This window comes from Aminobacter niigataensis (genome assembly GCF_014200015.1).
In the GTDB taxonomy this organism is placed as follows: Bacteria; Pseudomonadota; Alphaproteobacteria; order Rhizobiales; family Rhizobiaceae; genus Aminobacter; species Aminobacter niigataensis.
The window spans coordinates 364,325-375,837 of the sequence record NZ_JACHOT010000001.1; the positions used below are offsets into that span (position 1 = coordinate 364,325).

Sequence of the window (11,513 nt, forward strand, 5' to 3'; positions counted from 1 at the left end):
GGTCGGATCTCCTGCTGGGTGATGAGCCCCCAAGTCCGGGCCTTGCGGCGGCTGGCGGTGAAAGCCGAGGCGACTGAGCGGGGCAAGCAACCGGGCGGGGCGCGAACGTCGCGCCACTAACTTACATCGGAAGGCACGGCCTCGCGCCCCGCTTCCCGAACCTTTTCATAAGCAATGGCCAGACCGGCAACGGGGCGTGGCAAGGTGAGAACCTGCCTTCTCCCCTTGTGGGGTGAGGAGTGGTGGCCGAAGGCCAGGAAAAGCCAACGATTTGGCTTTTCCAACGACGAACGCCCGGAGCCATAGCGGAGGGCCGGGTGGCGGCTGAGCGAAGCGAGGTCGGATGAGGAGTGTTGGAAAGAATGAGAGGATGCCGAAGGACACACAGAATAGCGACCAACCTGAAAGGTCCCACTCCGTCCAACACCCCTCATCCGCCCCTTCGGGGCACCTTCTCCCACAAGGGGAGAAGGCCTGGCTGCCGCCCTGCCTCTCGCAACGGAAGGGCTCACCCCAGAATCATCAAATCCTGACCAAAATAATCATCTTATTTTTGAGCAAAATCAAATGCTTAGGCAAAAAATTGACCAATTGATAAAAAAATAGAACGTGCTACGCTTCCTCAAAACCAAAAGAAATTGGGGAACTGGAATGGCAGAAGGTCTTTTCAAGGAAGGCATCGTCGGCGGCCGCCTTGCGCCTGCACAATACGCCGACAATTTTTCCGATCTGCACCCGCCGCTCGATCATCACGAGGCGCTGGTCGAGTCCGATCGTTGCTACTTCTGCTACGACGCGCCTTGCATGCAGGCATGCCCCACATCGATCGATATCCCGCTGTTCATCCGCCAGATCTCGACCGGAAATCCGATCGGTTCGGCCAAGACCATCTTCGACCAGAACATCCTCGGCGGCATGTGCGCCCGCGTCTGCCCGACCGAGACGCTGTGCGAAGAGGTTTGCGTCCGTGAGGTTGCCGAGGGCAAGCCGGTACAGATCGGCCGCCTGCAGCGCTACGCCACCGACGTGGCGATGGAGCAGGGCAGGCAGTTCTATGAGCGTGCCGCATCGACCGGCAAGAAGGTCGCCGTCGTAGGCGCCGGACCGGCCGGTCTCGCCGCTGCCCACAGGCTCGCCCGCCATGGCCATGAGGTGACAATCCTCGAAGCGCGGCCCAAGGCCGGCGGTCTCAACGAATACGGCATCGCCGCCTACAAGAGCACGGACGATTTCGCCCAGGCCGAAGTCGACTACGTCACATCGATTGGCGGCATCGTCACCGAAAACGGCAAGGCGCTTGGGCGCGACTACCATCTCGCCGACCTTACCGCTTCCTACGACGCGGTGTTCCTCGGCCTCGGTCTTGCCGGCGTCAACGCGCTGCGTGCCGAAGGCGAGGATGCCTCGGGCGTCTCCAACGCGGTCGACTTCATCTCGGTGCTGCGCCAGTCGAGCGACCTTGCCGGCCTGCCGGTCGGGCGCCGCGTCGTCGTCATCGGCGGCGGCATGACGGCGATCGACGCTGCCGTGCAATCCAAGCTGCTCGGCGCCGAGGAGGTGACGATCTGCTACCGACGCGGCCAGGAGCACATGAACGCCTCGGCGTTCGAGCAGGATCTCGCCGCCGCCAACGGCGTCGTCATCCGGCATTGGCTGCAGCCGAAGAAGGTCATCTCCGACGGCGGCAAGGTGGTCGCCATCGAACTCGAATACACTGCGATGAAGGGCGACAAGCTCACTGGGACCGGCGAGATCGTCAGGCTCGCCGCCGACCAGGTGTTCAAGGCGATCGGCCAGAGCTTCGAGCCTTCGGCGCTCAATGGCAGCGGCCCTTCGGTCGCCATGGAAGGCGGTCGCATCAAGGTAGACGGGGAGGGACGCACGTCGCTCGCCAAGGTCTGGGCCGGCGGCGACTGCATTGCCGGAGGCGACGACCTGACCGTCTCGGCCGTGGCGCAAGGGCGAGACGCGGCTGAATCCATCAACCGCGCCCTGATCGGCTGAGGGAGGACAAGATGGCAGACATTCGCAACAATTTCGTCGGCATCAAGTCGCCCAACCCGTTCTGGCTCGCCTCGGCGCCGCCGACCGACAAGGCCTACAATGTCATCCGCGCCTTCAAGGCAGGCTGGGGTGGCGTCGTATGGAAGACGCTTGGCGAGGAAGGCCCGCCGGTGGTCAACGTCAACGGCCCGCGCTACGGCGCGATCTGGGGTGCCGACCGGCGCCTGCTCGGCCTCAACAACATCGAGCTGATCACCGACCGCGACCTGCAGACCAATCTGCGCGAGATCAAGCAGGTCAAGATGGACTGGCCCGACCGGGCCATCGTCGTGTCGCTGATGGTGCCTTGCGTCGAGGAAGCCTGGAAGGCGATCCTGCCGGTGGTCGAGGAAACCGGCGCCGACGGCATCGAGCTCAATTTCGGCTGCCCGCACGGCATGTCGGAACGCGGCATGGGTGCCGCTGTAGGCCAGGTGCCCGAATACATCGAAATGGTCGTGCGCTGGTGCAAGCAGAACACCCGCATGCCGGTCATCACCAAGCTTACGCCCAACATCACCGACGTGCGCAAGCCGGCGCGGGCGGCTCATGCCGGCGGCACCGACGCGGTGTCGCTGATCAACACCATCAACTCGATCACCGGCGTCAACCTCGACAGTTTCGCCCCTGAGCCCACAATCGACGGCAAGGGCAGCCATGGCGGTTATTGCGGCCCCGCGGTCAAGCCGATCGCCATGAACATGGTGGCCGAGATCGCCCGTGACCCGGAAACGGCGGGCCTGCCGATCTCGGGCATCGGCGGCATCACCACATGGCGCGACGCGGCCGAATTCATGGCACTCGGTGCAGGCAACGTGCAGGTCTGCACCGCGGCCATGACCTACGGCTTCAAGATCGTGCAGGAGATGATCGCCGGTCTCGAAAACTGGATGGACGAGAAGGGCCACCGCTCGCTCGACGACATCGTCGGCCGCGCCACGCCCAATGTCACCGACTGGCAGTATCTCAACCTCAACTACGTCGCCAAGGCGCATATCGACCAGGATGCCTGCATCAAGTGCGGACGCTGCCACATCGCCTGCGAGGACACCTCGCACCAGGCGATCACCAGCATGGTCCACGGTGCGCGCCACTTCGAGGTGATCGAGGAGGAATGCGTCGGCTGCAACCTGTGCGTCAACGTCTGCCCGGTCGAGAACTGCATCACCATGGAGCCGCTGGCGGTCGGCGCCATGGACAAGCGCACCGGCAAGCCGGTGTCGCCGCACTATGCCAACTGGACGACGCATCCGAACAACCCGATGGCCAAGGTGGCTGCGGAGTAGGAGCGACAAGCCATGGACAACAAGAGCGAGATCGCAGAACTCGCTCTTGCCTGGGCGGAGGCGATCGTTGCCAACGACGCCGCCGCCATTGGCCGCTTCATGGCCGACGAGTGGGTGATCGTCGGCCCCGACGGCGCGACATCCAAGACGGATTTCCTCGCTTCGGTTGCCTCGGGCGACCTGACCCACGACATGATGCGAGCCGCCAGCGAGCCACGCGTCGAGATCTACGGCGCGACCGCGGTCTACACGGCGCGCGTCGTCAACAGCGGACATTTCCGCGGCCAGGCCTTCACGGCAGACGAATGGACCACAGACGTCTTCGTCCGACGCGGGGCGAAGTGGCAGTGCGTGCTCAGCCACGCCACACCGGCGGCAAAGCTAGACACATCCGACTTCGAGTAGCCCTGCGAAGGCAATGTTCGTCTTCCAGTCCATTCTCTTATTGTAGATAAAAAATATCCATGATATCACATATCCATGATTAGGAGTGGCGATCATGAAGCTGGGTGACGGCGTGGAGGCTGCGATCCATTGTGCGGCGCTGCTGGCGGGCGTCGACGGCGACGGCACGCTGCCGGGCAATGTGATGGCCGAGGCATTCGGGCTTTCGCCGAGCTATCTCCTCAAGCACCTGAAGGCCCTGACCGGCACGAAGATCCTGGAATCGGTACCCGGGCCAAGTGGCGGCTACCGGCTGGCGCGTTCGGCGGACAAGATCACGCTGCTCGACATCGTGCTCGCCATCGAGGGCAGGGAGCCTGCGTTCCGCTGCGGCGAGATCAGGCAGAAGGGGGCGTATTCGCTCGACCCGTCGGCCTATGTGAAGCCCTGCGGCATCAACGTTGCCATGCTCAAGGCCGAGCGGGCCTATCGCACCGCGCTCGCCGAGACGCGGCTCTCCGACATCGTCGCCGATTTCACAGCGGATGCCGATCCGCGTGTCGTGGCGGCCAGTTGCGCCTTCGTGGCGCAGAACCAGCGGCCGCAGATTTCCAAGGCAAGAACCATCAACGAAAGGAAGATGCCATGAAACCGAGGCTGAATTTCTACACCGCCGCACCGGAACTGACCAAGCATCTGGTCGCGCTCAACAAGGCGGTCAACGAGTGCGGGCTCGAGCACAGCCTGCTGCACCTGATCAAGCTCAGGGCGTCACAGATCAATGGCTGCTCCTATTGCGTCGACATGCACAGCCGCGAGGCGAAGGCGGACGGCGAGACCGAGCAACGCCTGTGGCTCGTCGCGGCCTGGAAAGAATCGCCGCTCTATACCGAGCGCGAGCGCATGGCCTTCGCCTGGACCGAGACGGTCACCAACATCGCCGACGCCGGCGTGCCAGCCGAACTTTATGCCGAAGCTCGCCAGCATTTCTCCGAGGAGGACCTAGTCAAGCTCACCGTGGCGCTGGGCATGATCAACACCTGGAACCGGCTTTGTGTCTCGTTCCATGCCGTCCACCCAGTGGGTGAAGCCAAGGCCGCCTGACCATCACAACAGACCGAAATCGGATTTGCGGCGGTCGCCCACGGGCGATCGCCTGGGAGAGACTGATGCTTGAACCTTCGACGCTGGCCTTTTTCGGCCGCCTGCTTCTAGGCGGCGCGTTCGTTTTCGCCGGCCTTCGCAATATCGCCAATGCAAAGCTTTTGGCCGGCATGATGGGCGCGCGTGGCGTGCCGCAGGCGCGGCTCGTGCTATGGGCCGGCATCGTGCTCCAGACCGTTGCCGGATCGATGCTGATCGCAGGGTTCCAAGCCCCGTATGCGGCCGCTGCCTTGATTGCCTTCCTCATCTGCGGAACCCTGATGTTCCACAATTTCTGGGATCATGTCGGGCCGGAACGCGCCGCGCGCATCAATGGCATCGTCGGTAACGTTGCCTTGGCTGGCAGCTTTCTGTTCGTGATCGCGGTCGGCCAATAAGGGCTGCTGCCGTTGCCGAATTGATTCAGCCTTTCGGCCTAAGACCTTCAACGAAAAGCTGTTCCAGGAAGCGGGCGGCATCTTCGAAACGTCCCTCGCCACCACGGTCGGGGCCGAGCACGGCGCGGACCTGGACGTCGAAATCGGCATAATGCTGGGTCGTCGCCCAGATGGCGAAGATCAGGTGCCAGGGATCGGCCTGGGCGACCTTGCCCGATCGCATCCAGCCCTTGATGACCTCGACCTTTTCGTCGACCAGTGTTTTCAGCTCGCCTTCGAGCATCGCCATGATGCGGGGCGCGCCCTGCAGGATCTCGTTGGCGAAGAGCCTGCTCTCGCGTGGAAAATCACGCGCCATTTCGAGCTTGCGCCTGATGTAGCTCCTGAGCTCGGTCATCGGGTCGCCGATGTTGTCGAGTTCCTTCAGCGGCGCCAGCCAGGTTTCCAGCAGCCGGTGCATCAGCGTTTCGTGGATGTCTTCCTTGCGGCGGAAATAATAGAGCAAATTGGGCTTGGACATGCCCGCCGCTTCGGCGATCTGGTCGATGGTCGAACCGCGGAAACCGTTGGTGGAGAATACTTCGAGCGCTGCTTCGAGAATGACCTCGCGCTTCTCCTTCTGGATGCGGGTGCGGCCGCGCGGTGTCGAGCCTTCCATGGTCATGATGTCCCGCATTCGAGGGTGTATACGGGATGCATCTGGACCAATCCGCTGGACCAGTTCTTGCCGACCTGTGGAGCGCGCCTCAGAAGCCGCATTTCCGGTAGTAATCCCTTGACCGCCGAAGCGGCGGTGCTAACGTTTGTCCAATCGGTCAAAAAATTGCGTAACACAAAAACGCACCGAAGACCAAGCGTTGGCCGTACCGAAACAGGGGAAGAAAGGAAAGCTTGGTCATGTCGGACAGGCTAAAAGTTACGCCCAACGATCTCAGCGCATTCTGGATGCCGTTCACTTCGAACAGGCAGTTCAAGCAGGCGCCACGCATGATGGTTGCGGCCAAGGACATGCATTACACGGCCAGCGACGGCCGCAAGATTCTCGACGGCACCGCAGGCCTGTGGTGCGTCAATGCCGGCCACTGCCGGCCCAAGATCACCGAGGCGATCCAGAAACAGGCTGCCGAGCTCGACTATGCGCCTGCTTTCCAGATGGGCCATCCGATCGTCTTCGAACTGGCCAACCGCCTCGTCGACATCGCGCCCGAGGGCATGGACCACGTCTTCTTCACCAATTCCGGGTCGGAATCGGTCGAGACCGCGCTCAAGATGGCGCTGGCCTATCATCGTGTGAAGGGCGATGGCGCGCGTACCCGCCTCATCGGTCGCGAACGCGGCTATCACGGCGTCAATTTCGGCGGCATCTCGGTCGGCGGCATCGTCACCAACCGCAAGATGTTCGGCACGCTGCTTTCCGGCGTCGACCACCTACCGCACACCCACCTGCCGGCCAAGAACGCCTTCACCAAGGGCGAGCCGGAGTATGGCGCGGAACTGGCCGACGAGCTCGAACGCATCGTCACCCTGCATGACGCCTCGACCATCGCTGCCGTCATCGTCGAGCCGGTCGCCGGCTCAACCGGCGTGCTGATCCCGCCGAAGGGCTATCTGCAGAAGCTGCGCGATATCTGCACCAAGCACGGCATCCTTTTGATCTTCGACGAGGTCATCACCGGTTTCGGCCGTCTCGGCACGCCGTTTGCGGCAGACTATTTCGGCGTCATTCCCGACATCATCACCACCGCCAAGGGTGTGTCGAACGGCGTCATCCCGATGGGTGCGGTGTTCGTGAAGAAAGAAATCCACGACGCCTTCATGACCGGCCCCGAGCACATGATCGAGTTCTTCCACGGCTATACCTATTCGGGCAATCCGATAGCTTCGGCTGCGGCACTCGCCACCCTCGACACCTACAAGGAAGAGGGGCTGCTGACCCGTGGCGCCGAGCTTGCCTCCTATTGGGAAGAGGCGCTGCACTCGCTGAAGGGCGAGCCGCACGTCATCGACATCCGCAACATCGGCCTGATCGGCGCGATCGAGCTGTCGCCGATTGCCGGAGCGCCGACCAAGCGTGCCTTCTCGGCCTTCGTCAAGGCGTTCGAGCGTGGCGCGCTGATCCGCACCACCGGCGACATCATCGCGCTGTCGCCGCCGCTGATCATCACCAAGGGCCAGATCGACGAATTGATCGATCACGTCCGCGAGGTGCTGAGGGCGGTCGACTGATCGACAGGAACTTGAACCCGGAGGGCGTCCATGCTCTCCGGGGAAAGCTCCGAGAGACAAAAGGGGGCCCGTCCAGCGGATGGGGCTCCGGGCGAAAGCCACCGAAGGAAATCCGGCGCCGGGAACCGCTGGGGTTTCCGGGCAGAACAAGAGAATGAGAGGACGTTGGCCATGGCCGCCCCAGGCGAGAATCTGCGAATCAATTCAGACCGTTTGTGGGATTCGCTGATGGAAATGGCGAAGATCGGCCCCGGCATCGCCGGCGGCAACAATCGCCAGACGCTGACCGACGAGGACGGCGAGGGCCGCCACCTGTTCAAGAAATGGTGCGACGCTGCCGGCCTTGAAACGGGCATCGACGAGATGGGCACGATGTTTGCCCGGCGCGAAGGCACCGACCCCGAGGCGCTGCCGGTCTATGTCGGCAGCCACCTCGATACCCAGCCGACGGGCGGCAAGTTCGACGGCGTGCTCGGCGTGCTTGGCGGGCTCGAAGTCATCCGCAGCCTCAACGACCTTGGCATCAAGACCAAACATCCGATCGTGGTGACCAACTGGACCAACGAAGAGGGTACCCGCTTTGCCCCGGCAATGCTCGCTTCCGGCGTGTTTGCCGGTGTGCTCGAGCAGGACTGGGCCTATGCGCGCCAGGATGCGCACGGCAAGCGCTTCGGCGACGAGCTGGAACGCATCGGCTGGAAGGGTGCGGAAAAGGTCGGCGCGCGCAAGATGAAGGCCTTCTTCGAATTGCATATCGAGCAGGGGCCGATCCTTGAGGACGAAGAGATCGAGATCGGCGTCGTCACCCACGGCCAGGGCCTGAAGTGGCTGCAGGTGACGCTGACCGGAACGGAGGCGCACACCGGCTCGACGCCGATGTACAAGCGCCGCAATGCCGGGCTCGGCATGGCGCGGGTGACCGAGCTGGTGCATGAAGTGGCGATGGACTACCAGCCAGACGCCGTCGGTGCCGTCGGCCACATGGAGGTCTATCCCAACTCGCGCAACATCATTGCCGGGCGCACGGTGTTCACCATCGACATCCGCTCGCCGGAGAAGGAGGTGCTGGACACGATGGATGCGCGTGTGCGCGAGGGCATCGCCACCATCTGCGAGGCGCTCGACATCTCGTTCGAGATCGAGCAGGTCGGCCATTTCGATCCCGTCGCCTTTGACAAGGATTGCGTCAAGGCCGTGCGCGACGCCGCCGACCGGCTCGGCTACAGTCATCGCGACATCGTCTCGGGTGCCGGCCACGACGCCTGCTGGATCAATCGCGTGGCGCCGACGGCGATGGTCTTTTGTCCATGCGTCGACGGCCTGAGCCACAACGAGGCCGAGGAAATCTATCCAGAATGGGCCGCTGCCGGCTGCGACGTGCTGTTCCATGCCGTGGTCGAGACGGCGGAGATCGTGGAGTGAGCTTTCGGACCGACATTGCTGCCCAGGCAGCCCTTTTTCCGATCGGGGAAGGGTGGCTTGCGCTTGGCCTGCGCGGAGTTGCTGTCCTTAGATGATATGAAACTTTGCCGAAACGCTCGAAAAGAAGCGCGGCAGCAATTGGGGAACTAAAGAATGACCAAAGTCATCAGAAACGGCACCATCGTCACGGCCGACCGGACGTGGAAGGCCGACGTGCTGATCCAGCATGGCAAGATCGTCGCCATCGGCGAGAACTTGCATGCCGACCACGAGTTCGATGCCACCGGCTGCTACATCATGCCCGGTGGCATCGACCCGCACACCCATCTCGAAATGCCGTTCATGGGCACCTATTCGGCCGACGACTTCGAGAGCGGGACACGCGCCGCCCTTTCCGGTGGCACGACGATGGTGGTCGATTTCTGCCTGCCGGCGCCCGGCCAGTCGCTGCTCGAAGCGCTGCAGATGTGGGACAACAAGACGTCGAAGGCCTGTTCCGACTACTCCTTCCACATGGCGATCACCTGGTGGGGCGAGCAGGTGTTCAACGAGATGGCCCAAGTGGTCGACAAGGGCATCACCTCGTTCAAGCACTTCATGGCCTACAAGGGTGCGCTGATGGTCGACGACGACGAGATGTACTCGTCTTTCAAGCGCTGCGCCGAGCTCGGCGCGCTGCCGCTGGTGCATGCCGAGAACGGCGACGTCGTCGCCCAGCTGTCGGCGAAGCTCCTTGCCGAGGGCAACAACGGACCCGAGGCGCATGCCTATTCGCGCCCGCCGGAAGTGGAGGGCGAGGCGACCAACCGCGCCATCATGATCGCCGACATGGTGGGCAGCCCGCTCTATGTCGTGCATACCTCCTGTGAGCAGGCGCATGAGGCGATCCGCCGGGCCCGGCAGAAGGGCATGCGCGTCTATGGCGAGCCGCTGATCCAGCACCTGGTGCTCGACGAGACCGAATATTTCAACAAGGACTGGGACCACGCGGCGCGCCGGGTGATGAGCCCACCCTTCCGCAACAAGCTGCACCAGGATTCTTTGTGGGCCGGCCTGCAGGCGGGTTCGCTGCAGGTGGTGGCGACGGATCATTGCTCGTTCACGACCGAGCAGAAGCGCACAGGCGTCGGCAACTTCACCAAGATCCCTAATGGCACCGGCGGGCTCGAAGACCGCATGCCGGTGCTGTGGACCAAGGGCGTCAACACCGGCCGGCTGACGATGAACGAGTTCGTGGCGGTGACCTCGACCAACATCGCCAAGATCCTCAACATGTATCCGAAGAAGGGCGCGATCGTCGAAGGCGCGGATGCCGACGTCATCGTGTGGGACCCCAAGCGCAAGAAGACGATCGCGGCGAAGAGCCAGCAGTCGGTCATCGACTACAACGTCTTCGAGGGCATCGAGGTGACCGGCCTGCCGCGCTTCGTCTTCACCCGCGGCGAGCTCGCCATCCAGGAGCACGAGGTGAAGGCTAATCCCGGCCACGGCGAATTCGTCACCCGCGAACCGCATGCCGCGGTCAACCGGGCGCTGTCGCAGTGGAAGGAGATCACCGCGCCGCGCAAGGTCGAACGCACAGGCATCCCGGCGACCGGGGTGTGAGCACCTGCGCGTTCGCAGGCAATTTCCGTGTACCGAACAGGGATGGCGGCCGCGCCTTGCGGCCGCAAGGATGGCGCCGGAATGACATCCGGCTTCAAGGCCAGCAAAAACATCCCGATCAAGTGGACGCCTGCCTCATCTTCGGAGAGGATGGCATGATGTGGGGTAAAGTCGGGCAATGCTCATGACAGTCAATCAAGCCACGGCGACGAGCGTCGATCAGAACGCCGTCGTCGAAGCCAGAAAGCTGGGGCTGACCTTCCAGACCAATGACGGCCCGGTGCGGGCGCTGGCGGACGTCGATCTGACCATCAACAAGGGCGAGTTCGTCTCCTTCATCGGCCCTTCGGGCTGCGGCAAGACGACGTTCCTCAGGGTCATCGCCGATCTCGAGCAGCCGACGGAAGGCAAGATCTCGATCAACGGCATGACGCCCGAACAGGCACGTGAGGCCCGGGCCTACGGCTATGTGTTCCAGGCGGCAGCGCTGTTTCCGTGGCGGACGATCGAAAGCAATGTCGGGCTACCGCTCGAGATCATCGGTCTTTCGAAGGCAGAGCAGCAGGAGCGCATCAAGCGCACGATGGACCTGGTCAATCTCTCCGGCTTCGAGAAGAAATATCCCTGGCAGCTTTCCGGCGGCATGCAGCAGCGCGCCTCGATTGCGCGCGCACTGGCCTTCGACGCGGATCTGCTCTTGATGGACGAGCCGTTCGGCGCGCTCGACGAGATCGTGCGCGACCATCTCAACGAACAGTTGCTCCGGCTGTGGCGGCAGACCAACAAGACGATCTGCTTCGTCACCCACTCGATTCCCGAGGCCGTGTATCTGTCGACGCGCATCGTGGTGATGTCGCCCAGGCCCGGGCGTGTCACCGACGTGATCGAGTCGACGCTGCCCACGGAGCGACCGCTCGACATCCGCGAGAGCCCGGAATTCCTGGCGATCGCCGCGCGCGTCCGTGACGGGCTGCGCGCCGGCCATTCCTACGAGGATTGAGCCGCG

The 11,513-nt window shown here is 63.1% G+C and carries 11 protein-coding genes; 10 read left to right on the forward strand and 1 reads right to left on the reverse strand.

Annotated elements, in window-relative coordinates:
• The first annotated feature begins 651 nt into the window (after window positions 1-651).
• The 6 genes from GGQ99_RS01820 to GGQ99_RS01845 all read left to right on the forward strand — a co-directional run bounded on the left by GGQ99_RS01820 (window position 652) and on the right by GGQ99_RS01845 (window position 5,254).
• Window positions 652-2,004 carry an NAD(P)-dependent oxidoreductase gene (locus GGQ99_RS01820; protein ID WP_183260278.1) on the forward strand — a complete coding sequence of 451 codons (1,353 nt, stop codon included), beginning with the start codon at window positions 652-654 and terminating at the stop codon, window positions 2,002-2,004.
• An 11-nt stretch (window positions 2,005-2,015) separates the two neighbouring features.
• Window positions 2,016-3,329 (forward strand): NAD-dependent dihydropyrimidine dehydrogenase subunit PreA, encoded by a 1,314-nt coding sequence (gene preA, locus GGQ99_RS01825; protein ID WP_183260280.1) that lies wholly within the window; start codon window positions 2,016-2,018, stop codon window positions 3,327-3,329.
• Window positions 3,330-3,341: 12 nt separating this feature from the next.
• The gene (locus tag GGQ99_RS01830; protein WP_183260281.1) at window positions 3,342-3,734 is read left to right on the forward strand and encodes a nuclear transport factor 2 family protein; all 393 of its coding nucleotides are present in this window, start codon (window positions 3,342-3,344) and stop codon (window positions 3,732-3,734) included.
• 94 nt (window positions 3,735-3,828) lie between these two features.
• On the forward strand, window positions 3,829-4,362 hold the full coding sequence (locus tag GGQ99_RS01835) for an RrF2 family transcriptional regulator (protein ID WP_183260284.1): 534 nt from the start codon (window positions 3,829-3,831) through the stop codon (window positions 4,360-4,362).
• Entirely contained in the window at window positions 4,359-4,817 is a 459-nt protein-coding gene (locus tag GGQ99_RS01840; protein WP_183260286.1) for a carboxymuconolactone decarboxylase family protein, read from the forward strand. Before GGQ99_RS01835 ends, GGQ99_RS01840 begins: the two co-directional genes overlap by 4 nt.
• A 65-nt stretch (window positions 4,818-4,882) precedes the next feature.
• Window positions 4,883-5,254: a DoxX family protein gene (locus GGQ99_RS01845; RefSeq protein WP_183260289.1), complete on the forward strand. Its 372-nt coding sequence runs from the start codon at window positions 4,883-4,885 to the stop codon at window positions 5,252-5,254.
• Window positions 5,255-5,279: 25 nt separating this feature from the next.
• On the opposite strand, the gene GGQ99_RS01850 is transcribed toward GGQ99_RS01845, so the two are convergent.
• Complete coding sequence (locus tag GGQ99_RS01850; RefSeq protein ID WP_183262328.1) at window positions 5,280-5,912, reverse strand: TetR family transcriptional regulator C-terminal domain-containing protein; 633 nt, start codon at window positions 5,910-5,912, stop codon at window positions 5,280-5,282.
• A 239-nt stretch (window positions 5,913-6,151) separates the two neighbouring features.
• Here GGQ99_RS01850 and aptA point away from each other — a divergent pair, with 239 nt between their 5' ends.
• From aptA to GGQ99_RS01870, 4 genes are all read left to right on the forward strand, one after another.
• Entirely contained in the window at window positions 6,152-7,480 is a 1,329-nt protein-coding gene (gene aptA / locus GGQ99_RS01855) for an omega-aminotransferase AptA (RefSeq protein ID WP_108607582.1), read from the forward strand.
• 171 nt (window positions 7,481-7,651) lie between these two features.
• Window positions 7,652-8,902 (forward strand): Zn-dependent hydrolase, encoded by a 1,251-nt coding sequence (locus GGQ99_RS01860; protein WP_183260291.1) that lies wholly within the window; start codon window positions 7,652-7,654, stop codon window positions 8,900-8,902.
• Between the two features lie 153 nt (window positions 8,903-9,055).
• Window positions 9,056-10,507 carry a dihydropyrimidinase gene (hydA, locus tag GGQ99_RS01865; protein ID WP_183260292.1) on the forward strand — a complete coding sequence of 484 codons (1,452 nt, stop codon included), beginning with the start codon at window positions 9,056-9,058 and terminating at the stop codon, window positions 10,505-10,507.
• 178 nt (window positions 10,508-10,685) lie between these two features.
• Window positions 10,686-11,507, forward strand: coding sequence for an ABC transporter ATP-binding protein (locus tag GGQ99_RS01870; protein WP_183260294.1), 822 nt, complete (start codon window positions 10,686-10,688; stop codon window positions 11,505-11,507).
• Window positions 11,508-11,513: the final 6 nt, after the last annotated feature.

What these genes read in the sequence shown, in the direction of transcription:
- GGQ99_RS01820 (WP_183260278.1), top strand. Translation starts at nt 652, where the DNA reads ATGGCAGAAGGTCTTTTCAAGGAAGGCATCGTCGGCGGCCGCCTTGCG.
- preA (WP_183260280.1), top strand. Translation starts at nt 2,016, where the DNA reads ATGGCAGACATTCGCAACAATTTCGTCGGCATCAAGTCGCCCAACCCG.
- GGQ99_RS01830 (WP_183260281.1), top strand. Translation starts at nt 3,342, where the DNA reads ATGGACAACAAGAGCGAGATCGCAGAACTCGCTCTTGCCTGGGCGGAG.
- GGQ99_RS01835 (WP_183260284.1), top strand. Translation starts at nt 3,829, where the DNA reads ATGAAGCTGGGTGACGGCGTGGAGGCTGCGATCCATTGTGCGGCGCTG.
- GGQ99_RS01840 (WP_183260286.1), top strand. Translation starts at nt 4,359, where the DNA reads ATGAAACCGAGGCTGAATTTCTACACCGCCGCACCGGAACTGACCAAG.
- GGQ99_RS01845 (WP_183260289.1), top strand. Translation starts at nt 4,883, where the DNA reads ATGCTTGAACCTTCGACGCTGGCCTTTTTCGGCCGCCTGCTTCTAGGC.
- GGQ99_RS01850 (WP_183262328.1), bottom strand. Translation starts at nt 5,912, where the DNA reads ATGGAAGGCTCGACACCGCGCGGCCGCACCCGCATCCAGAAGGAGAAG.
- aptA (WP_108607582.1), top strand. Translation starts at nt 6,152, where the DNA reads ATGTCGGACAGGCTAAAAGTTACGCCCAACGATCTCAGCGCATTCTGG.
- GGQ99_RS01860 (WP_183260291.1), top strand. Translation starts at nt 7,652, where the DNA reads ATGGCCGCCCCAGGCGAGAATCTGCGAATCAATTCAGACCGTTTGTGG.
- hydA (WP_183260292.1), top strand. Translation starts at nt 9,056, where the DNA reads ATGACCAAAGTCATCAGAAACGGCACCATCGTCACGGCCGACCGGACG.
- GGQ99_RS01870 (WP_183260294.1), top strand. Translation starts at nt 10,686, where the DNA reads ATGCTCATGACAGTCAATCAAGCCACGGCGACGAGCGTCGATCAGAAC.